The following is a 21569-nucleotide window of genomic DNA, read 5'->3' on the forward strand; positions in this document are numbered from 1 at the left end:
TCCAGGGCCGGGCAGGCGGCCGTTGGTTAGGATGGCCGGGTGAGTCCCGCCAGCCCCGCCGTCTACCGGCGCCGGCGAATCGTCGTGGGCGCGGCCCTCGTGCTGTTCGCGGTGCTGGCCACCTACATCCCCGTCTCGCTGTTCGCCCCGGTGCCGGCCGCCACGGCCGCGGTGGCCGAGGTGGCCCCGGCTCCGAGCGCGGCGACCGCGCTCAGCACGCCCGCCCAGGGCTCGAGCGCGATCGGCATCGCCGAGGGTTCGGCCACGAAGCAGCTCCTCGGGTCGAGCGGCTCGACCGAGTCGGTGCCCATCGCGAGCATCACGAAGACCATCACCGCTCTTGTCGTGCTCGACGCGAAGCCGATCGCGGACGGCGGCCAGGGGCCGGACATCACGATCAGCGACGACGACGCGGCCATCCTGCAGCAGACCATCGCGGTCAACGGCTCCTGGGCCTCGGTCTTCCCGGGGCAGGTGCTGAGCGAACGGCAGGTGATCGAGATCATGCTGCTCGAATCGGCCAACAACTACAGCGTGACGCTGACCAACTGGGCGTTCGGCTCGACCGCGGCCTACCTCACCGCCGCGAACGCCTGGCTCGCCGAGAACGGGCTCAGCGGCACCGCGGTCGTCGACACCAGCGGGCTCGACCCGGGCTCGCGGAGCACCACGGCCGACCTGCTCACCCTGGCCGCCCGCGTGCTCGCCGACCCGGTGCTCGCGCCGATCGTGGGCACGAAGACCGACACCCTGCCCCAGCTGGGCGAGATCGAGAACACCAACGACCTGCTCGGCGTCGCCGGGATCGACGGGGTGAAGACCGGAACCACCGACGAGGCCGGGTACTGCCTGCTGTTCTCGGCCGACTACCTCGTCGGGACCGAGACCGTGACGCTCGTGGGCGCCGTGCTCGGGGCGGGCAGCGAGGCCGAGCTGCAGGCCTCCGTGGTGTCGCTGCTGCAGAGCGCCGAGGGCGGCTTCCAGACCGTCGACGTGGTGACCCAGGGGCAGGTGCTCGGGTCGTACACGACCGAGTGGGGCGCCTCCTCGGACGTCGTGGCCGCCGAGACCGTGAGCACCGCGGTGTGGTCGCAGGCGACCTTCACGCCGTCGGTCTCGCTCGACCCGCTGACCGAGGCGTCGGCCGGGACCGTGGTCGGGAACGCCCGGTACGAGGTCGCCGGGATCTCGGTCGCTGGGGAGGAGCTCACCGTGCCGCTCCAGCTCGCCTCGGACATCGCGGGGCCGGACGCGGGCTGGAAGCTCGGGAACCCCGGACGGCTGTTCGGGTAGACGGCTGTCGGCTAGTCGGCTGTTCGGCTACGCAGCTGTTGGGCTGGTCAGCTGGTCGTCTGGTCGTCCGCCGCCGGCGTGGCCGTCTCCGACTCGCCCGATCCCGCCTCCGAGCGCGAGGCGTACACCGGCTCGGGGATCGGACGCTTGGCCGTGATCCCGTCCCCGCTCGAGCGGTGGGTGATCCGCCGGATGACCCACGGCACCAGGTGCACGCGCGCCCAGACCAGGTCCTCCGCCCGCGCCGCCCGCCAGGTGCTGCGCGGCAGCGGCTCGGGCTCGCCGGGCTGGAGGTCGTTCTCGACGTTCAGCGTCTCCAGCACCATCCGGGCGACCTCGTGGTGGCCCAGCGGGTTCAGGTGCAGCCGGTCGGCCGACCACATCCGCGCATCCTGGATCGCCTTCAGCCCCCACTGGTCGGCGACGAGGCAGTCGTAGCGCTCGGCGATCACCCGGAGGTTCTCGTTGTAGATCGCGACCTTGCCGCGGATGCCCCGGAAGACGGGGGTGAAGCCGGTGTCGACCCCGGTGAAGATGACGACCGTCGCGTCGTCGCTGCGGAGTCGCCGGATGCCGGCCTCGAACCGGGCCGCGAGGGCATCCGGATCGGTGCCGGGGCGGATGACGTCGTTGCCGCCCGCCGAGATCGTGATCAGGTCGGGACGGAGCTCCAGCGCGGGCTCCACCTGCTCGTCGAGGATCTGCTGCAGCAGGCGCCCGCGGATGGCGAGGTTGGCGTACGAGAAGTCGGCGTCCGTCGTCGACGCCAGGGTCTCGGCGACCCGGTCGGCCCAGCCGCGGTAGCCGCCCGGGCTCGCGGGTTCCGGGTCTCCGATGCCCTCCGTGAACGAGTCTCCGAGAGCGACATACCGGCGCCAGGGGTGCGCTTCCGTCATCGTGCTGATCCTTCCTCACGGAGCCGAGCTGCAGCCTCGCGGTCCATCCAGGGTAACCCCGGCACCGGCGACGGGCTGTCGGGGGCAGGGGGTATCTTGGATCATCGTGACAGATCAGCCCCTCTTCGAACCGGCACCCGGAACGAGCGCAGCAGGGCACCTCTCACCGTCGTTCCCCGCCCGTGCCCCGTGGGGCACCGCGGGCCGCCTGCGGGCCTGGCAGGAGGAGGCGCTGAACGCCTACTTCGCCACGGAGCCCCGCGACTTCCTGGCCGCCGCGACCCCCGGCGCAGGCAAGACGACCTTCGCGCTCCGCCTCGCCTCCGAGCTGCTGCACCGCGGCACCGTCAACCGCGTGATCGTGGTCGCGCCCACCGAGCACCTCAAGCGGCAGTGGGCGGATGCGGCCGACCGCGCGGGCGTGCGCCTGAACCCCGGGTTCCGCAACAGCGAGTCGCGCTTCGGCCGGCACTTCCACGGCGTGGCGCTCACCTACGCGCAGGTCGCGGCGCGGGCCTCCCTGCACCGCGAGCTCACCGAGGGCGCCGACACCCTCGTCATCCTCGACGAGGTGCACCACGGCGGCGACGCGCTGAGCTGGGGCGACGCGGTCCGCGAGGCCTTCGAGCCCGCCACCCGCCGGCTCTCCCTGACCGGCACCCCGTTCCGCTCCGACACCTCACCCATCCCGTTCGTCGACTACCTGCCGGACGAGCACGGCATCCGCATCTCGCGGAGCGACTACAGCTACGGCTACGGCCGCGCGCTGAAAGACGGCGTGGTGCGGCCCGTGCTGTTCATGGTCTACGCCGGGCACATGCGCTGGCGCACCAAGGTCGGCGACGAGATGGAGGCCCGGCTCGGCGAGGGCAACACGAAGGACATCACCTCGCAGGCCTGGCGCACGGCGCTCGACCCGGCGGGCGACTGGATCCCGCAGGTGCTCGGCGCGGCCGACAAGCGCCTGACCGAGGTGCGCCAGTCGATCCCGGATGCGGGCGGCCTGGTGATCGCGACCGACCAGACCGTGGCGCGCGCCTACGCCGCCATCCTCGAGTCGATCACGGGCCAGTCGGTGACGGTCGTGCTCTCGGACGAGAAGGAGGCCTCCGACAGGATCGAGCGCTTCTCGCAGGGCGACTCGCGCTGGATGGTGGCGGTCCGGATGGTCTCCGAGGGCGTCGACGTGCCGCGACTCGCGGTCGGCGTCTACGCCACTAGCGCCTCGACGCCTCTGTTCTTCGCGCAGGCGATCGGGCGGTTCGTGCGGGCCCGGCGGCGCGGCGAGACCGCATCCATCTTCCTGCCGAACGTGCCCTCGCTGATGGCGCTGGCCGAGAAGCTCGAGCTCGAGCGCGACCACGCCCTCGACAAGCGCGACGACGGTTCGAACCCCGAAGGCGACTTCTACAACCCCGAGGACGCGATGGTCGCCGCGGCGAACCGCGAGGAGCGCGCCTCCGAGAGCCTGATGGAGGAGTTGACCTTCCAGGCGATCGGCTCGGAGGCGACCTTCGACCGGGTGGTCTACGACGGCGGCGAGTTCGGCTTCCAGGCGGTCGTGGGCAGCGAGGAGGAGCTCGACTTCCTGGGCCTGCCGGGGCTGCTCGAGCCCGAACAGGTGAAAGACCTGCTGCAGCACCGGCAGGCCCGGCAGCAGAAGCACCAGGCCAAGACCGGGATGCCGAAGACCGACACGCCCGATCAGGGGGGCGTGCCCGCGCCGCTCTACCGCACACTCAAGGAGCAGCGCACCCTGCTGAACTCCCTCGTGGGCATCTGGTCGAAGACCTCGAACGAGCCGCACGGCCTGATCCACGCCGAGCTGCGGCGCATCTGCGGAGGCCCCGCGGTCGCCCAGGCGAGCGTCACGCAGCTCCAGGCGAGGATCGTGACAGTGCGCCGGTGGATGGGCGCGAGCACGCACTAGAAGGGCCCGAGGCGCCGGCGCGCGCCAGTTGTTGAGCGCGGCGCGGGGCGATCCAGGCGCGGGGCGCAGCCCCTACTTGCCGCCGAAGCGCTCCGTGCGCACCGTCGCCGGGTCGGCGCCCGCGGCCACCAGCGCGTCCGAGGCCAGCTCGACGAACTGGGTCGGGCCGCAGATGTAGGTCGAAGAGGTCGGCTCCGTCGTCGCCGCCCAGGTGGTGACCCGGGCCGCATCCAGTCGGCCGACCGTGCCGGTCCAGCCCGCCGGCGCCTGCCGGGTGTACTGGATCGTGACGTCCGCCCCGGCCTTGGCCGTCAGCTCCATCAGCTCGTCGTGGAAGTAGACGTAGTCCGGCGTCCGCACCGAGTAGAGCAGGTGCACGGGGGCGGAGTTGCCGCTCTGGATGTGGGTGCGGAGGATCGACACCAGGGGAGCGATACCGGACCCGCCTCCGATCAGCCGGATGGGCTCGAGCTGCGTGGGCCGCCAGACGAACCAGCCGCCGAGCGGGCCGATCACCTCGAGCTGGTCGCCGACCGACACGCCGCGGACGAGGTAGGGGGAGACCTCCCCGTCCGGCATCAGCTCGACGCTCACGGCCGCTAGTTCGGCCTCGGCCGCCGACGACAGCGAGTACGACCGGGCTGCCTGGTAGCCGTCGGGCGCGGTGAGGCGGATGTCGATGTGCTGACCGGCGAGGGCGCCCTTCCAGCCCGGCACCTTCAGCATCAGGGTGCGAGCGGTCGGCGTCTCTTCATGAATGCCGACCACATCGGCTACTACCCAGTCCACCCTAGGAATCGTAGTAGTAGCGCTGCTCTTTCCACGGGTCGCCGTAGGCGTTGTACCCGTTGACCTCCCAGAAGCCCAGCTCGTCGGTCTCGTGCATCGTGAGGCCCGTGACCCACTTCGCGCTCTTCCAGAAGTAGAGGTGCGGCACGAGCAGCCGCGCGGGGCCGCCGTGCTCGGGGTCGAGGGGCTCGCCGCCGAACTCGAACGCGACCCAGGCCTTGCCGTGCAGCAGGTCTTCCAGCGGCACGTTCGTGGTGTACCCGCCGTAGGAGTGGGCCATCGTGAAGCCGTACTCCGTGTCGACCTCGGCGAACAGCGTGTCGAGCGACACGCCGCGCCAGGTGGTGCCGAACTTCGACCACCGCGTGACGCAGTGGATGTCGGTGTCGACCGTCTCGATCGGCAGCTTCATGAACTCGTCCCAGTTCCAGCGCTTGACGTCGCCGGACTCGTTGGTGATCGAGAACTGCCACTCGCCCTGGTGGATGTTCGGGGTGGGCCCGGCGGAGAGCACCGGGAAGTCTTTCGTCTCGTACTGCCCCGGGGGCAGTTTCGGATCGGCCTCGCGATGCTTGCCGAAGAATCCTGGTGTGACGATTCCCATTGGTGCTCTCCTCCCGCTGCGGTGGGGTCAGCTTACGCCGAGGCGGGCGTGGGCTGCTCCGACAGATCGTGAATGAGCGCCTTCTCGTCGGCTTCGCTGAGCGAGGTCTTGATGACCTTCCCGTTGAAGGGGGCGATGGCCGCGGCGAACTTGTCCTCGGTCAGCTTGACCGTGTAGATGACGACGGCGGACTTGCCTGCGCCGACCGACTCCTTCACCTGCGAGCGGAACTCGCTGTTCAGGCCCGTCTTGTCGATGCCCGCGAACAGGGCGCCGATCAGGCCGCCGAAGACGAGGCCGAAGAACGGCACGAAGAACAGGATGCCGATGAGCGTGCCGAAGAGGGCGCCGCTCACGGCACCGAGGCCGACGTTGCCGGCTGCGCCGGGGTGCTCCACGTGCGTCTTGCCCTCGGCGTCGACCTTGACGAGCGCGAGGCCGGCGAGCTCGACGATGAGGTCGCCCTGGAGCTCCTGCACCTTCTCGTACGCGCCCTCGGCGTCGGTCTCGTTGTCGAACGCGATCACGATCAGATCTGCCATGAGTGTGGGTTCCTTTCCCTTTTGCACGAGCGTAGGGGAAGCGGGTTAACGACAGAAGACCCGGTCTCATCGACCGGGCCTTCGTACTGTCTCAACCAGTTCTGCGTTCACACGGCGATCGGTGTCACGATCCTCATGCTCACAGTGTCCGAGGGGGGACTTGAACCCCCACGCCCTATACGGGCACTAGCACCTCAAGCTAGCGCGTCTGCCATTTCCGCCACCCGGACTGGGTGTCGGCGACCGGATCTCTCCAGCGCCAGAGAAGACAATAGCACGGATGGCGAGGCCGCAATTCCACCCCCGGACGGTGCCTGCGGGTAGCGTGTCAGGCATGACTTCCCCCGCGGACGACGACGGACTCGACCTCACCACACGGATCGCGCGCGACCTCATCCGGTTCGACACCTCCAACTTCGGGGAGGGCCGGTCCAACGGCGAGACGGAGGCGGCCGAGTACCTCGCCGCCCACCTCGAGCGCCTCGGCCTCACGGTGCAGAGCTTCGACACCGCACCCCGGCGCACGAGCATCGTCACCCGTGTGCCGGGCCGCGACTCGTCCAAGCCCGCCCTCGTCGTGCACGGCCACACCGACGTCGTCCCCGCGATCGCCGAAGACTGGTCCGTCGACCCCTTCGGCGGGGTGGTGAAGGACGGCATGCTCTGGGGCCGCGGCGCCGTGGACATGAAGAACATGGACGCGATGATCGTGTCGAGCCTGGACCGCATCCTCGGCTCCGGCCGCCAGCCCGAGCGCGACCTCGTGATCGCGTTCTTCGCCGACGAGGAGAACGGCGGGGTCTTCGGCTCGCATCCGCTGGTCACCGAGCATCCCGAACTCTTCGCCGGCGCCACCGAGGCGATCAGCGAGGTCGGCGGCTACTCGATCGACCTCGACGGCAATCGCGCATACCTCGTGCAGACGGGGGAGAAGGCGCTGCTCTGGCTCAAGCTCGTCGCCCGAGGCACGGCCGGCCACGGCTCGCAGATCAACCGCGACAACGCCGTCACCCGCCTGGCCCGCGCGGTCGCGGCGGTGGGCAGCCGGGAGTGGCCCGTGCACCTGACGGCGACGACCACGCAGCTGCTCGACCGGGTGGCCGAGCTCCTCGGCAAGGACGCGCAGACCCTCAGCCCGGACGAGATCGCGATCGCGACCGGCACGGCCTCGCGATTCATCTCGGCGACCCTCCGCACCACCACGAACCCGACCGGGCTCACCGCCGGGTACAAGCACAACGTCATCCCGGATCGCGCGGAGGCCATGCTCGACGTGCGGGTGCTGCCCGGGCACGAGGAGGCCGTGATGGCCGAGATCCGCGAGCTGGTCGGCGACGACATCGAGATCGTCGTCTCGCACCAGGACATCGGGCTCGAGACGACCTTCGACGGCGCCCTGGTCGAGCAGATGATCGACAGCCTCCAGCGGCACGATCCGGGCGCCGAGGTGCTGCCGTACCTGCTCTCGGGGGGCACCGACAACAAGGCGCTGAGCCTGCTCGGCATCCGCGGTTTCGGCTTCGCGCCCCTGCAGCTGCCGCCGGCTCTGGACTTCCCGGCGATGTTCCACGGCGTCGACGAGCGCGTGCCGCTTTCCGCGCTAGGGTTTGGCACAGACGTTCTGACCGACCTGCTGCTGCGGTACTGATTCCCGCCGGCTCCCGAGCTCTCCGCTCCGACCATTCCAAAGGGATTCATGGACTTCCTCAACGCCGTCATCCTGGGCTTCGTCCAGGGCCTCACCGAGTTCCTGCCGATCTCCTCCAGCGCCCACCTGCGCATCCTGGGCGAGTTCCTGCCCGGTGCCTCCGACCCGGGCGCCGCATTCACGGCGATCACGCAGCTCGGCACCGAGACGGCGGTCGTGGTCTTCTTCTGGCGCGACATCGTGCGGATCATCTCGCGCTGGGCCCGCTCGCTCACCGGCCGGGTGCCGCGGAACGACCCCGACGCCCGGATGGGCTGGCTGATCATCGTCGGCTCGATCCCGATCGTGATCCTCGGCTACGTGTTCCAGGATGCGATCGAGACGACGCTCCGCTCGCTCTGGATCGTCGCCTTCACCCTGATCGGCTTCGGCATCCTCCTCGGGATCGCCGACCGCGTGGGCGCCAAGAACCGCCGGCTCAAAGACCTCACGGTCGGGCACGGCATCGTCTTCGGTCTCGCCCAGGCCCTCGCCCTGATCCCCGGCGTCTCGCGCTCGGGCGGCACCATCACGGCCGGGCTCTTCATGGGCTACGAGCGGCGCGCCGCGGCCCGGTACTCGTTCCTCCTCGCCATCCCGGCCGTCTTCGGCAGCGGGCTGTTCCAGGTCGCGAAGAGCTTCGGCGAGCCCACCGTCTACGGCCCCCTGGAGACCGCGATCGCGACGCTGATCGCCTTCATCGTCGGCCTCGTGGTGATCGCGTTCTTCATGAGCTACATCTCGCGCCGCAGCTTCCTGCCGTTCGTGATCTACCGGATCGCGCTCGGTGCGGTGCTGATCGTGCTGCTGGCGGCCGGAGTCATCCCGGCGAATTAGGCTTGTCCGGTGCGCTCCTGGACCCGACCCGACATCCCCCCGCTTCCCGGCCGAGGCCGTGCGCCCCGGCTGCACGACGACTCGAGCGGGCGGTTCCTCGACACGACGCCCTCCGGTGACACGCCGGATGCGACGCTCTACGTCTGCGGCATCACCCCCTACGACGCCACGCACATCGGGCACGCGGCCACCTACCTGGCCTTCGACACCCTGGTGCGCACCTGGCTGGATGCGGGACTCACGGTCTCGTACACGCAGAACGTGACCGACGTCGACGACCCGCTGCTCGAACGGGCCACTGCCACCGGCGTCGACTGGCGGGAGCTCGCTGCGGGGCAGATCGAGCTGTTCCGCACCGACATGGCGGCCCTCCGGGTGACCCCGCCGGACGCGTACCTCGGTGTGACCGAGACGATCGACGAGATCGCGGCGGCCGTCGACGAGCTGCGGCGCCGGGGCATCGCCTACACCGTGCCGACGCCCGACGCGGCCGAGGAGGCCGGCGAGGACTGGTACTTCGACATCGCCGCCGCCGAGGCCGCGACCCCGTGGGTGCTCGGCTCGGAGAGCGGCCTGGACCGCCCGGTGATGAGCGAGCTGTTCGCGCAGCGCGGCGGCGACCCGGATCGCGCCGGCAAGCGCGACCCGCTGGATCCGCTGCTCTGGCGCGCCGAGCGCGCCGGCGAGCCCGCCTGGGACTCCGTCGTCGGCCGCGGCCGACCGGGCTGGCACATCGAGTGCTCCGTGATCGCGCGCGAGACCCTGGGCGACCGGATCGGTGTGCAGGGCGGCGGGGGAGACCTGGTCTTCCCGCACCACGAGTTCAGCGCGGCCCACGCGACCGCGCTCACCGGGGAGCGCTTCGCCGACGTGAACGCGCACGGCGGACTGGTGGCCTTCGACGGCGAGAAGATGAGCAAGTCGCTCGGCAACCTCGTGCTCGTGTCTCAGCTGCGCGCCGCGGGCGTGGAGCCGGCCGCCGTGCGGCTGGCCATCCTGGCGCATCCCTACCGGGACGACTGGGAGTGGCACCGGGGCGACGAGGCCCGCGCCGCCGAGCGGCTCGCCGGGTGGCGCGCGGCCGTGGAGCGGGATGCGGCTGCGGGTGTCTCAGGTGCCGGCGACGCGCTCGGTGCCGAGCTTCCGGGTGCCGACGTGCCAGGCGCCGACGTCGACGACGCGCTGACGCTGCTCGAGGGGGTGCGGAGCCGTCTGCACGACGACCTCGACACGCCGGGCGCGCTCGACGCCTTCGACGACTGGTTCGCCGAGCCGCACTCCGCCGCCTCGCACGCCCTCGCCGCCGACGCGCTGGACGCGCTGCTGGGCATCCGGCTCTAGGTCACGTCCGAACGGGCTGCTGAGGCTGCTCATGCGTGCACTGTGCACGCCTGAACGCTCTCAGCAGCCCGTTCGTGCACGCCTTCGAGCTACTCGCGCCGCCAAGGCTCGTCGCCCGCACGCCCGTCGCCGCGACGACGCAGGTAGCGCTCGAACTCCTGCGCGATGGCCTCGCCGCTCGCCTCGGGGGAGTCGACCGTGTCGCGCGCCTGCTCGAGCTGCTGGATGTACGCGGCCATGTCCTCGTCGTCGCCCGCCAGCGCGTCGATTCCCGACTCCCAGGCCGTCGACTCGTCGACGAGCTCGCCGCGGTCGACCTCGATGTCGATGAACTCCTCGAGCTTGTCGATCAGTGCCAGGGTGGCCTTGGGCGAAGGGGCGTTGTGCACGTAGTGGGGCACCGAGGCCCAGATCGAGATCGTGGGGATGCCCTCGTTCTCCGCCGCCTCGGCGATCGCACTGAGGATGCCCACCGGGCCCTCGTAGGTCGAGCGCTCGATGTCGAGCTCGCTCCGCACGATCGGGTTCTCGCTCGTGGCGAAGACCGAGATCGGGCGGGTGTGGGGCACGTCGGCCAGCATCGCGCCGAGCAGCAGGATGCCGGTCACGTCCTCGGCCAGGGCGGTGGCGAGGATCTCGGCCGTGAACTTCCGCCAGTTGCGCGAGGGCTCTGACCCGATCAGGAGGTACACCTGCGAGCGGTCGGCGCCACCGGCGGGCTCCGCGGCCTCGGCGGCCGCGGTCGAGTCCGTGTCCGTGGCAGAGTCCGTGCCCGTCTCCCCGGAAACGACGGCAGCATCCTCGTCAGCGGAGGTCGCTTCGCCGGTCGTTCCGGCGGACAGGTCGTCCGTCGTGTCGTCCGGCCCGAAGATCGTAGCCCCCGGCCAGACCAGCACGCGCTTGCCGTCGTCGTCGACGGTCACGTTCGGCCGGTTGAACTGGAAGTCGAAGTACTCCTCGGTGTCGACGTCGGCGATCGCGACGACGTCGAGCTGGTCCCTGAGCACCCTCAAAGCGCCGGTCGCGGCCTCGCCGGCGTCGTTCCAGCCCTCGAAGGCGACCAGCAGGAGCCGTCCGCGGAGGATTCCGTTGTCTGTCACCGTGGTGGGTACCTCACTCGTTCCTGAGACGTCCGCACGGTGCGGGTGCCTCAATCAAGGATAGGCGTTCGCCCCGTAGACTTGTGGCCCGTGACCCACTCCTCGCCCGCCGCAGTCCTCTGGGACATGGACGGCACCATCGTCGACACCGAGCCGTACTGGATGGAGACCGAGGCCGAACTCGTCTCCGCCTTCGGCGGCACCTGGACGCACGAGGCCGCCATGACGCTGATCGGCTCCGGTCTCGAGCGCAGCGCCCGCATCCTGCAGGAGTACGGCGTCGACATGCCGGTGCCCGAGATCATCGAGGTCATGTCGACCAAGGTGATGGAGAAGATCACCGCGCACGTGCCGTGGCGGCCCGGTGCCCTCGAGCTGCTCGAGGCGCTGCACCGCGAGGGCGTCCCGATGGCTCTGGTGACCATGTCGATCGGCCGGATGGCGCGCCACGTGGCCTCCTTCATCCCGTTCGCGGCCTTCACCGCGATCGTGTCGGCCGACGACGTGACCGAGAGCAAGCCGCATCCCGAGGCCTACCTCACCGCCGCCTCGGCGCTCGGCGTCGACATCACCCGTGCCGTCGCGATCGAGGACTCGGTCACCGGCGTGACCTCGGCCGTCGCCTCGGGCGCCGCCGTGATCGGCGTCGAGCACCTGCTGTCGCTGGACGACTCCGGCGCCCACCGCGTCTGGCCGACGCTGGACGGCCGCACCCCGGCCGACCTCGCCGAGGTGCTCGCCGGCGCGAGCGCCCCGGTCTCCGATCCCCGCCACGAGGAGGCCCGCGCATGAGCGAGCAGGACACGGCGCCGACCACCGCGCCCGCCACAGCGCCCGCCGAGGCTCCGGCCGCGAAGCCGGCACCCGCCCCGCAGTTCAGCGGCCCGTTCCGCGAGGGCGACCGCGTGCAGCTCACCGGCCCCAAGGGCAAGCTCAACAGCATCACGCTCGAGGCCGGCAAGGTCTTCCACACCCACCGCGGCGCGATCGAGCACGACGCCCTGATCGGCCTGCCCGACGGCTCGGTCGTGCAGAACACGGTCGGCGTCGAGTACCTGGCGCTCCGCCCGCTGTTGACCGACTTCGTGATGTCGATGCCCCGCGGTGCCGCGATCATCTACCCGAAGGATGCGGCGCAGATCCTCGCCCAGGCCGACGTCTTCCCCGGCGCCACGGTCGTCGAGGCGGGCGTCGGCTCCGGCGCCCTCTCGCTTTGGCTGCTCCGGGCCCTCGGCCCGACCGGCCGGCTCTCGAGCTTCGAGCGCCGCGACGAGTTCGCCGACGTCGCCCGCGCGAACGTCGCCGCCTACTTCGGCTACGACCCGGAGGGCTGGACCGTCACGGTCGGCGACCTCCAGGAGGCCCTGCCCTCGGTGCACCCGGACGGCACGGTCGACCGCGTGGTGCTCGACATGCTCGCCCCGTGGGAGTGCGTCGACGTCGTCGCCGACGCCCTGAAGCCCGGGGGAGTCGTGCTCTGCTACGTCGCCACCGTCACCCAGCTCTCCCGCGTGGTCGAGGCCTTCCGCGACTCCGGCCAGTTCACCAACCCCGACCCCAGCGAGACGATGGTGCGCACCTGGCACGTCGAGGGCCTCGCGGTGCGCCCGGACCACCGGATGATCGGCCACACCGGCTTCCTCGTCACGGCCCGCCGCCTCGCGCCGGGAGCCGTGCTCCCCGAGCTCAAGCGCCGCGCCTCGAAGAGCGACTACTCCGAGGAGGACGTCGAGGCCTGGACCCCGGGCGCCCTCGGCGAACGGGGCATCAGCGCCAAGAGCCTGCGCAAGCGCGTCCGCGCGGCGACGGCGACCGCGGATGCGGCGAAGGCCCGCGAAGCGCGCGGGAATTCTGCCGACTCCGATGAAATAGACTGAATCCGCTCACCGGGCTCCGGCTCGTCGAACGCAGGAAATGAGGATCCGTGCGCAAGTCTCTCGCGCTCATTCTGTCGGCAGGTCTACTGCTGTCGCTCGCAGCGTGCAGCGGGTCGCCCGCGGGCCCCGACTGCTCCGCCATGCCGGCCTCCGGCGACTCGAGCAACGCGGTGAGCGTCACGGGTGACATCGGCGCGAAGAGCGTCACGGCCTCCTTCCCGTCGCCCCTGGTCGCGAACAAGACCGAGGCCACCGTGCTGGTCACCGACGACGAGGGAACCGCTGCGGGCCCCGGCGGAACGGTCGACGTCGTCTACTCGATCTTCGACGGCGACACCGGCACCGAGGTGGGGCAGGCCAAGTCCGGCCTGGTCGCGCTGAGCGAGTCGCTGCCCGAGGGCCTCCGCAACACGCTGGCCTGCACGGGCCCGGGCGAGCGCGTCGCCGTCGTGCTCCCGAACGACATTGGCACCCAGATCGACCCCGACGCGACCGGCTCGGTCGTCATGGTCTTCGACGTGGTGACCGCCTACCCGCAGGCCGCGAACGGCTCCGACCAGCCCGCCGCATCCGGTTTCCCGAGCGTCGTGCACGACGAGAACGGCCGCCCCGGCGTGCTGATCAACGGCGAGGCGCCCACCGAGGCGAAGTCCACGCTGCTGAAGAAGGGCGACGGCCCGGTCGTCGCCGAGGGCGATGCCCTGCTGGTGCAGCGGATGGACGTGTCGTACACGACCAAGAAGGTCGACACGGCGAACTCCACCTGGGAGACCGGCACGCCGCAGCTCTGGCTCGCGTCGGACGACACCACGAAGACGCAGGGCTCGAAGCAGCCCCCGCAGATCGCGGAGTACCTGATCGGCCAGACCATCGGCTCCGAGGTGCTGGTCGTGATCCCGGATTCGAGCGGCTCGGCGACGGCGTACGTCATCGACCTCCTCGGCATCGTCACCCAGCCGTAGGGCCGCCGGGCCCTCCGGCCGACGTAGGATTCCAGCGTGCCAACCCCCTCCCGGAAGCAGTCCCCTCCCGCCGTCCCGGTGGAGGAGCGGCTGTTCAGCCTGGTGCTCGCGCTCCTGGCGACCGACGCGGGGCTGACCAAGAACGAGATCCTCTCGACCGTGCAGGGCTACCGCCAGCGGTATGCCGTGCGGGGCGACAACGCGAGCCTCGAGCGGCAGTTCGAGCGCGACAAGGACGACATCCGCGAGCTCGGGGTGCCGCTGGAGACGATCGAGGATCCGGCCGACGTCGGCAACAACCAGGCACTCCGCTACCGCATCCCGCGCGGGGCCTACGAGCTTCCCGCCGACATCGCCTTCTCGGCCGAGGAGACCACGCTGCTGAACCTCGCGGCGATGGCCTGGCGGGAGGGGTCGCTGTCGCGGGAGTCACGGCGTGCCCTGCTCAAGCTGCGCTCGATCGGCGCCGAGACGAGCGATCCGGTGCTCGGCTACGCCCCGCGCATCCGCACCCGGGATGCCGCGTTCGACCCGCTGTCCGACGCTCTCGACAAGCACGTGACCGCATCCTTCAGCTATCTGAAGCCCGGCGAGCCGGCCGCCCGTCTGCGCACGGTCGAGCCCCTCGCGCTCGTGCAGCACCAGGGCCGTTGGCATCTCAAGGCGATCGACCAGCGGGTGGGGGAGCCGCGCACCTTCCTGCTCGCCCGGATCGTCGGTCCGGTGCGCCTCGGCCGCACCCCGCTCGAGGTGCCGCCCGGCAACCACGCCGAACTCGCCCTCGCCGAGCTCGAGGAGATCTGGCAGCAGAACGTCGCCGAACTCGAGGTCGTTCCGGGCACCGACGCGGCCGTGCGGCTCAGCCGGCGCCGTGGCGCTCGCGTCGAGGGTGACGACCGGGTGCTCGTGCACTTCACCGACCTGGCGCTCTTGGCCGACGAGCTCGCGGGCTTCGGGCCCGAGGTGCGCGTGCTCGGGCCTGACGCGCTCGTCGACGCGGTCATCGCCCGGCTGCGCGCGGCCGTCGCCGCCCACGCCGGCGCGGAGGCGAGCTGATGGCCGCCGCACAGCCCTTCGCCTACGCGCAGGACAAGCTGACCTTCCTGCTGGCCCTCGTGCCCTACCTCATCGACGTCGGACGGGTGAGCGTCGCCGAGGCGGCCGGGCACTTCCAGGTCTCCGAGAAGCAGATCCGCGACGCCGTCTCGCTGATCGCGGTCTCCGGCATCCCCGGCGAGACCATGCAGTACCAGCACGGCGACCTGTTCGACATCTCCTGGGACGACTTCGACGAGCGTGACGAGATCGTCATCACCCACCAGGTGGCCCTGGACGACTCGCCCCGGTTCTCGGCGCGGGAGGCCGCCGCGCTGATCGCCGGGCTCCAGTACCTCCAGTCCCTTCCCGAGAACGTCGACCAGGGCGTGTACTCCTCGCTGATGGACAAGCTCGCCCGGGGCGCCTCCGAGAGCCCGAGCCAGGTCGCGGTCGCGCGGTCGGATGCGACGGAGTCGCTCACCGAGGTGCGCGACGCGCTCGCCCGGGGCCGGCAGGTCGAGTTCGACTACCTCTCCTCCCGGGGGTCGCAGGAGCGCCGCCGGGTGGATCCGCTCCGCATCGACTCGGACGACGAGAACTGGTACCTGCGCGCGTGGGACCATGCCCGCGAGGCCGTCCGCACCTTCCGCCTCGACCGGATGACGGGGATCGCGGTGTCCGACGAGCCCGTCTCCTCCAGCCACGCCGACGTCCCGCTCGGCGACACCCTCTTCCAGGGCGGCGACGACGACCTGACCGTCACGATCGAGCTCGACCCGACGGCGGTGTCGCTGCTCGGCGAGTTCGTCTCGAACAGCGAGCTGCAACCGGATGCGGTGGCCGGCGACTCAGGTCGGGTGCGCGCCCGCATCCGCGTCGCCCACATCCACGGGCTGAAGCGACTCGTCACCGCGCGCCCGGGCGCCGTCACGATCGTCGATCCGCCCGAGGCCCGCGCCGAGGTCGTGCGCTGGGCCGAGGACGCCCTCGCCCGCTACGCCGGATAGGCTGTCCGGATGGCGTGGTGGGCGTGGCTGATCATCTGGACCGTTCTGGTGCTGGGGCTGTTCGGCATGCTCGCCTGGCTCGGCTACCGCCTGTTCAAGAAGTTCACGGCCACGCTCGGCGCACTCGACGAGCTGGGGCAGAAGGTCGCCGCCCTCACCGACAACGTCGAGAAGCTGGCACCGGATCCGGTCGACAACGCGATCGAGCTCGGCTATCCCGTCGTCGCCCGCCAGCGTGAGCGCTATGAGCAGGCCAGGGACGAAAAGAAGCAGGCACGCAGGGAAGCCAGATTGGCACGGGGTAAACTGCTGATCAATCCCGAAACGATTCCGACTTTGAGGAAGTAGACGAATGTTCGCCAACTTGAACGGGTGGCACCTGGTGGTCCTCCTGGTCGTCATCCTGTTGCTGTTCGGCGCGACCCGTCTCCCTGCGCTGTCCCGGAGCCTCGGCCAGTCGATGCGCATCTTCCGCAACGAGACCAAGGCCATGAAGGAGGAGAGCGCCGCCGACCGGGCCGCGCAGGCCACGCCCGCCGCCGCTGCCCAGACGACGGCTGCCCAGGCACCTGTCGCCCAGGCCGAGGCCGCTTCCGCGGCGCCCGCCGCCGCTCAGCCCGTCGCACCGCCCGCCCCGGTGGTCGCCCCCGCGCCCGCCCCGGAGAGCGCCCCCGAGAACCCGAAGCCGTAGGGCCGGTGGCCGTCAAGTCGCCGCGGCCCCAGCGCACGCGCGACGGTCGGATGTCGCTCGGCGCCCATCTGATCGAGTTGCGGAAGCGGCTGTTCATCGCCGCCCTCGCCATCGTCGTAGGGATGATCGCGGGCTACATCGTCTCGGACTGGGTGCTCGCCGCCCTGATCCGGCCGATCTCCGAGCTCGCCGCCGAACAGGGCCGCAACGCGAGCCTCAACTTCACCGACGTCTCGTCGGCGTTCGACCTGCGCATCCAGATCGCCTTCACGGTCGGCGTCGTCGTCTCGTCGCCGGTCTGGCTCTACCAACTCTGGGCGTTCGTCATGCCCGGGCTCAAGAAGACCGAGAAGCGGTACGCCGTGGGCTTCCTCGCCGCGGCCGTGCCCCTGTTCCTCGCCGGCTGTGCGGCCGGCTGGTTCGTGCTGCCGCACATGGTGACGCTCCTGACCGGGTTCGCGCCCGAGGGCACGACGGCGCTCCTGACCGCCCGCTCGTACTTCGACTTCGTGCTCAAGCTCGTGCTGGCGATCGGGATCGCGTTCGTGCTCCCGGTCTTCCTCGTGCTGCTCAACTTCGCCGGGGTGCTGAGCGCCGCCGCCATCCTCAAGTCGTGGCGGATCGCCATCCTCGCGATCACCCTCTTCACGGCGATCGCGACCCCGGCGGCCGACGTGATGTCGATGTTCCTCCTCGCCATCCCGATGGTGCTGCTGTACTTCACCGCCGCCGGGATCGCCTGGCTGCACGACCGCCGGGCGCGCCGCGCCGCCGAGCGGTTCGACGTCGAACTGGCCGTCTGATGGCCACCGGAAAGGACACCGAGGTGCTGAGCCCCGCCGAACGGTACGCGGCCAGCCGGAAGCGCGCCGGGCATCCCCAGGTCGAGGTCTTCCGGGCCGGAATCGGATTCGATCTCGACCCCTTCCAGATCGAGGCCGCCGGAGCGCTCGAAGACGGCCGGAGCGTGCTCGTCGCCGCCCCGACCGGCGCCGGGAAGACCGTCGTCGCCGAGTTCGCCGTGCACCTGGCCATGCAGTCGGTGCGCGACAAGGTCTTCTACACGGCGCCGATGAAGGCCCTGTCGAACCAGAAGTTCAATGAGTTCGTGGCCGAGTACGGCCCCGACGAGGTGGGGCTGCTCACCGGCGACACCAACATCAACGCGGATGCGCGCATCGTGGTCATGACCACCGAGGTGCTCCGCAACATGCTCTACGCCGACTCGGCACTGCTGAAGAACTTGCGCTTCGTCGTCATGGACGAGGTGCACTACCTCGCCGACCGCTTCCGCGGAGCGGTCTGGGAGGAGGTGATCATCCACCTCCCACAGCACGTCAAGCTCGTCTCGCTCTCGGCGACCGTGTCGAACGCCGAGGAGTTCGGCGACTGGCTGCAGGCCGTGCGCGGCGACACCGAGGTGATCGTCTCCGAGGAGCGTCCCGTGCCCCTGGATCAGCACGCACTGGTCAAGACCAAGCTGATCGACCTGTTCGATTCGACCGGCCGCGCGGCCACGAACCGGGTCAACCCGGAACTCGCGCAACTCGTGCGCGGCGGAGCCTCGCTCGGCGCCCACAACCGCGGACGCGGCGGCTACCGCAGCGGTGGCGGGGGAGGCGGTGGCGGGGGCAGCAGTCGTGGCCGGAACGGCCGCAACGGCAGCCGCGGAGGCGGACCCCGCCCCCATGGTGGCGGCGGCTTCGAGCGGATGGACCGTCCCGACGTGATCGCGCTGCTCGACGAGCACCGGCTGCTGCCGGCGATCTTCTTCGTCTTCAGCCGGGTCGGCTGCGACCAGGCCGTCAAGCAGGTGCTCCGCGGCGGAGTGCGGCTGACGACCGAGGAGGAGCGCGAGGAGATCCGCCAGATCGTCGACGAGCGCTGCCGCACCCTGCTCGACGAGGATCTCGCCGTGCTCGGGTACTGGGAGTGGACCGAGGGGCTCCTCCGCGGAGTCGCGGCCCACCACGCGGGGCTGCTGCCCGCCTTCAAGGAAGTGGTCGAGGAGCTCTACCAGAAGAAACTCGTCAAGGTCGTCTTCGCCACCGAGACGCTCGCGCTCGGCATCAACATGCCCGCCCGCACCGTCGTGCTGGAGAAGCTCGAGAAGTTCAACGGCGAGGCCCGCGTACCGATCACGGCGGGGGAGTACACGCAGCTCACCGGCCGCGCCGGACGTCGCGGCATCGACGTCGAGGGGCACGCCGTCATCCAGTGGCGCGAGGGGCTCGACCCCCAGGAGGTCGCCTCGCTCGCCTCGCGGCGCACCTACCCGCTCAACTCGAGCTTCCGGCCGACCTACAACATGGCGGTCAACCTGATCGACCAGTTCGGCCGGCCGCGCACCCGCGAGATCCTCGAGTCCTCATTCGCGCAGTTCCAGGCCGACCGCGCCGTCGTCGACCTGGCCCGCAAGGTGCGCCAGCAGGAGGAGTCCCTCGAGGGCTTCGACAAGGCGATGACCTGCCACCTCGGCGACTTCCGCGAGTACGCGCGCATCCGTCGCGAGTTGACCGACCTCGAGCGCTCCGGCGCGGGCAAGGCCGACACGCTCTCGCGCGGCGACCGCGACAAGCGGCAGCGGCGGATCGCGACGCTCCGCGGCCAGCTGCGCTCGCATCCGGTGCACGGCTGCAAGGACCGCGAGGCGCACGCCCGGTGGGCCGAGCGCTGGTTCACGCTGAAGCGCGAGACCGACAAGCTGACCCAGCAGATCCAGACCCGCACGAACGTGATCGCGAAGGTCTTCGACCGCGTGACCGACGTGCTGCTCGGGCTCGGCTACCTGGCGACCGACGACGAGGGCGAGACCGTGCTGACCTCGCACGGCCACACCCTGAAGCGGATCTACGGCGAACGCGACCTCCTGGTCGCCGAGTGCATCCGCCGGCAGGTCTGGCGCGAGCTCGACCCCGCCTCGCTCGCTGCGATCGCCTGCGCCCTGATCTACGAGCCCCGCCGCGACGAGAGCGAGATGCCCGAGCGCTTCCTGCCCCGCGGCGCCTTCCGGCCGGCGCTGGAGAAGACCCAGGAGCTCTGGGCGACCATCGACGAGATCGAGCGCGACCACAAGCTGCCCGGCAGCAACCCGGTGTCGCTCGGCCTCTCGACGGCGATGCACCGCTGGGCCCGCGGCGGCTCGCTCGACGAGGTGCTCACCCTCGCCGATCTCGCCGCCGGCGACTTCGTGCGCTGGTCGAAGCAGACCATCGACCTGCTCGACCAGCTGCAGGGCACCTCGGATGCCCGGCTCGCCGCCACGGCCCGCTCGGCCATCGACGCGGTGCGCCGCGGCATCGTCGCGTACTCCTCGGTCGCATGAGCGCGACCACCACGACACAGGGGGCCACCAGGCCCGTCACGACGGCGCAGCGGTACACCCGGCCGGTCGGGGCGCAGGGGTTCACCGGCCCCGTCACGACGGCGGACGGGTTCACCAGGCCCGTCATGCCGCTCTGGCTCGCCCTCGTCGGCGCAATCGGCGCGGGCATCGCCCTCGACGCCGGCTTCCCCGACAAGGGCTGGTGGCCGATGACCCTCGTCGGCGTCGCCATCGTGCTCACGGCCCTGATCGGCCGGCGCTGGGGGAGCGCCTTCCTGATTGGCGCCGTCGCCGGCGCCACCTTCTGGGGCGTGCACATCTCCTGGCTCACGCTCTACCTCGGCCCGGTGCCGTGGCTCGGACTGGCGGGCTTCGAGGCCGTGTACTTCGGGCTCGGCGCCATCCTGATCGCCCTGCTCTACCGGCGGGCCGACCGGGTCTGGCCGAGCGCGCGGAGCCGGTTGCTGATCGTGCCGATCGCCGTCGCCGGGCTCTGGATCCTCCGCGAGGGCGTCAACTCGATCTTCCCGTACGGCGGGTTCTCCTGGGGGCGCGTCGCGATGTCGCAGTCCGAGTCGCCCTACACGGGCCTCGTCGCCTGGTTCGGGATGGCGGGACTCAGCTTCGTGCTGGTCTGGCTGGTCGCCTTCCTCATCCAGCTCGTGCGCGAGACCGGCATCCGCACCTCGACCCGCCTGCTCATCGGGGCCACCGCGATCGCCGCGTCGCTCGCCGTGCCCGCCTGGCCGGCCGTCACCGCGGGCACCTCCCGGATCGCCGGGGTGCAGGGCAACGCGGATGCGGGGCTGTTCTCCCCGCACGCGCCCGGCGAGATCCTGAGCGACCACGTCGCCGCCTCGGCCGCCCTCGAGGGGCAGAAGCTCGACCTGGTCGTCTGGCCGGAGAACGCCTCGGACCTCGACCCGGCCGAGTACCCGATCGCCGCCCGGACCCTCGACGCCGTGAGCCAGGAGCTCGGCGGCGTTCCCCTGGTCGTCGGCACCATCCAGCAGCGCGGCGACAAGGTCTACAACACCTCGCTGCTCTGGGAGAACGGCGCGATCGCCGACTACTACGACAAGCGGCACCCCGTGCCCTTCGCCGAGTGGATGCCGAACCGCGACTTCTTCCACTCCCTCGCCCCGGATCTCGTCGACCTGGTCACCCGCGATTACGAGTTCGGCACCACCGACCTCACCTACGACGTGAACGGGCTCACCGCCGGAGTGTCGATCTGCTTCGACATCACCGACGACGCCGTGATGCGAGCGATGGCGGCGGAGGGTGCTCAGGTCGTGCTGGCACAGACCAACAACGCCGACTTCGGCCGCACCGACGAGAACGTGCAGCAGCTCGCCATCGCGCGACTGCGGGCCGTGGAGTTCGGCAAGAGCGTGGTCAACATCTCTACCGTGGGCACCAGCGAGATCATCGCCCCGGACGGCAGCCGGCTCGCCGGCATCCCGCCCTACGAGGCCGGCACCATGGTCGCGGACGTGCCGCTCGCGACCGCACCGACGCCGGCGTCGCTCCTCGGCTTCCAGCTCGAGTGGCTGTTCGCCGGTCTCGGCCTCGGCGCCCTCGCGGTCGCCTTAACGACGAGAACGCCGCGCCGACCCTAGGGTCGTGCGGCGTTCGGATCGGGATCGG

Annotated in this window: 20 protein-coding genes and 1 tRNA gene; 15 read left to right on the forward strand and 6 right to left on the reverse strand. The window is 70.8% G+C overall.

From position 1 onward, the window contains the following. The first annotated feature begins 39 nt into the window (after positions 1-39). Positions 40-1293 carry a D-alanyl-D-alanine carboxypeptidase family protein gene (locus HSO01S_RS01570; protein WP_066038815.1) on the forward strand — a complete coding sequence of 418 codons (1254 nt, stop codon included), beginning with the start codon at positions 40-42 and terminating at the stop codon, positions 1291-1293. A gap of 47 nt (positions 1294-1340) precedes the next feature. On the opposite strand, the gene HSO01S_RS01575 is transcribed toward HSO01S_RS01570, so the two are convergent. Continuing rightward, the gene (locus tag HSO01S_RS01575) at positions 1341-2189 is read right to left on the reverse strand and encodes an SGNH/GDSL hydrolase family protein (protein ID WP_066038816.1); all 849 of its coding nucleotides are present in this window, start codon (positions 2187-2189) and stop codon (positions 1341-1343) included. Positions 2190-2295: 106 nt separating this feature from the next. Between HSO01S_RS01575 and HSO01S_RS01580 the strand changes: the two genes are divergently transcribed. Continuing rightward, positions 2296-4119 carry a DEAD/DEAH box helicase gene (locus tag HSO01S_RS01580; RefSeq protein ID WP_066038817.1) on the forward strand — a complete coding sequence of 608 codons (1824 nt, stop codon included), beginning with the start codon at positions 2296-2298 and terminating at the stop codon, positions 4117-4119. Between the two features lie 72 nt (positions 4120-4191). On the opposite strand, the gene HSO01S_RS01585 is transcribed toward HSO01S_RS01580, so the two are convergent. The 4 genes from HSO01S_RS01585 to HSO01S_RS01600 all read right to left on the reverse strand — a co-directional run bounded on the left by HSO01S_RS01585 (position 4192) and on the right by HSO01S_RS01600 (position 6284). Next, a complete protein-coding gene (locus HSO01S_RS01585; RefSeq protein ID WP_245635845.1) occupies positions 4192-4908 on the reverse strand; it encodes an FAD-binding oxidoreductase in 717 nt (238 codons plus the stop codon). Position 4909: 1 nt separating this feature from the next. Next, the gene (locus tag HSO01S_RS01590; protein ID WP_066038819.1) at positions 4910-5512 is read right to left on the reverse strand and encodes a molybdopterin-dependent oxidoreductase; all 603 of its coding nucleotides are present in this window, start codon (positions 5510-5512) and stop codon (positions 4910-4912) included. A gap of 32 nt (positions 5513-5544) precedes the next feature. Beyond that, a complete protein-coding gene (locus tag HSO01S_RS01595; protein ID WP_066038820.1) occupies positions 5545-6054 on the reverse strand; it encodes a DUF1269 domain-containing protein in 510 nt (169 codons plus the stop codon). A gap of 145 nt (positions 6055-6199) precedes the next feature. After that, positions 6200-6284, reverse strand: a tRNA-Leu gene (locus tag HSO01S_RS01600). 104 nt (positions 6285-6388) lie between these two features. Between HSO01S_RS01600 and HSO01S_RS01605 the strand changes: the two genes are divergently transcribed. From HSO01S_RS01605 to mshC, 3 genes are read left to right on the forward strand one after another with little or no spacing between them, the layout of a single operon-like run. Then, a complete protein-coding gene (locus tag HSO01S_RS01605) occupies positions 6389-7702 on the forward strand; it encodes a M20/M25/M40 family metallo-hydrolase (protein WP_066038821.1) in 1314 nt (437 codons plus the stop codon). Between the two features lie 48 nt (positions 7703-7750). After that, a complete protein-coding gene (locus tag HSO01S_RS01610; RefSeq protein ID WP_066038822.1) occupies positions 7751-8578 on the forward strand; it encodes an undecaprenyl-diphosphate phosphatase in 828 nt (275 codons plus the stop codon). Positions 8579-8587: 9 nt separating this feature from the next. Then, positions 8588-9919 carry a cysteine--1-D-myo-inosityl 2-amino-2-deoxy-alpha-D-glucopyranoside ligase gene (gene mshC / locus HSO01S_RS01615; RefSeq protein ID WP_066038823.1) on the forward strand — a complete coding sequence of 444 codons (1332 nt, stop codon included), beginning with the start codon at positions 8588-8590 and terminating at the stop codon, positions 9917-9919. Between the two features lie 89 nt (positions 9920-10008). Here mshC and HSO01S_RS01620 read toward each other — a convergent pair whose 3' ends face one another. Then, positions 10009-11019, reverse strand: a complete 1011-nt coding sequence (locus tag HSO01S_RS01620) for a PAC2 family protein (protein WP_066038824.1) — start codon at positions 11017-11019, stop codon at positions 10009-10011. 90 nt (positions 11020-11109) lie between these two features. On the opposite strand from HSO01S_RS01620, the gene HSO01S_RS01625 reads away from it, so the two are divergent. The 10 genes from HSO01S_RS01625 to lnt are packed head-to-tail and all read left to right on the forward strand — an operon-like array spanning position 11110 to position 21541. Further along, a complete protein-coding gene (locus HSO01S_RS01625; protein WP_066038825.1) occupies positions 11110-11811 on the forward strand; it encodes an HAD family hydrolase in 702 nt (233 codons plus the stop codon). Next, positions 11808-12896 carry a tRNA (adenine-N1)-methyltransferase gene (locus HSO01S_RS01630; RefSeq protein ID WP_084361200.1) on the forward strand — a complete coding sequence of 363 codons (1089 nt, stop codon included), beginning with the start codon at positions 11808-11810 and terminating at the stop codon, positions 12894-12896. Before HSO01S_RS01625 ends, HSO01S_RS01630 begins: the two co-directional genes overlap by 4 nt. A gap of 47 nt (positions 12897-12943) precedes the next feature. Beyond that, positions 12944-13858 carry a hypothetical protein gene (locus tag HSO01S_RS01635; protein WP_157078842.1) on the forward strand — a complete coding sequence of 305 codons (915 nt, stop codon included), beginning with the start codon at positions 12944-12946 and terminating at the stop codon, positions 13856-13858. Between the two features lie 36 nt (positions 13859-13894). Beyond that, positions 13895-14914 (forward strand): helix-turn-helix transcriptional regulator, encoded by a 1020-nt coding sequence (locus tag HSO01S_RS01640; RefSeq protein WP_066038827.1) that lies wholly within the window; start codon positions 13895-13897, stop codon positions 14912-14914. Next, positions 14914-15903, forward strand: a complete 990-nt coding sequence (locus HSO01S_RS01645; protein WP_066038828.1) for a helix-turn-helix transcriptional regulator — start codon at positions 14914-14916, stop codon at positions 15901-15903. Before HSO01S_RS01640 ends, HSO01S_RS01645 begins: the two co-directional genes overlap by 1 nt. Before the next feature lie 9 nt (positions 15904-15912). Next, positions 15913-16251 carry a hypothetical protein gene (locus HSO01S_RS01650; protein ID WP_066038829.1) on the forward strand — a complete coding sequence of 113 codons (339 nt, stop codon included), beginning with the start codon at positions 15913-15915 and terminating at the stop codon, positions 16249-16251. A gap of 4 nt (positions 16252-16255) precedes the next feature. Continuing rightward, positions 16256-16594, forward strand: a complete 339-nt coding sequence (tatA, locus tag HSO01S_RS18100) for a Sec-independent protein translocase subunit TatA (protein ID WP_084361201.1) — start codon at positions 16256-16258, stop codon at positions 16592-16594. A 50-nt stretch (positions 16595-16644) separates the two neighbouring features. Next, entirely contained in the window at positions 16645-17397 is a 753-nt protein-coding gene (gene tatC, locus HSO01S_RS01660) for a twin-arginine translocase subunit TatC (protein WP_066039115.1), read from the forward strand. Next, complete coding sequence (locus tag HSO01S_RS01665; RefSeq protein WP_066038830.1) at positions 17397-19919, forward strand: DEAD/DEAH box helicase; 2523 nt, start codon at positions 17397-17399, stop codon at positions 19917-19919. Before tatC ends, HSO01S_RS01665 begins: the two co-directional genes overlap by 1 nt. Further along, entirely contained in the window at positions 19916-21541 is a 1626-nt protein-coding gene (gene lnt / locus HSO01S_RS01670; protein ID WP_245635846.1) for an apolipoprotein N-acyltransferase, read from the forward strand. The genes HSO01S_RS01665 and lnt overlap by 4 nt, the downstream gene beginning before the upstream one ends. Positions 21542-21569 lie beyond the last annotated feature (28 nt).

It is taken from the genome of Herbiconiux solani NBRC 106740 (assembly GCF_001571005.1).
In the GTDB taxonomy this organism is placed as follows: Bacteria; Actinomycetota; Actinomycetes; order Actinomycetales; family Microbacteriaceae; genus Herbiconiux; species Herbiconiux solani.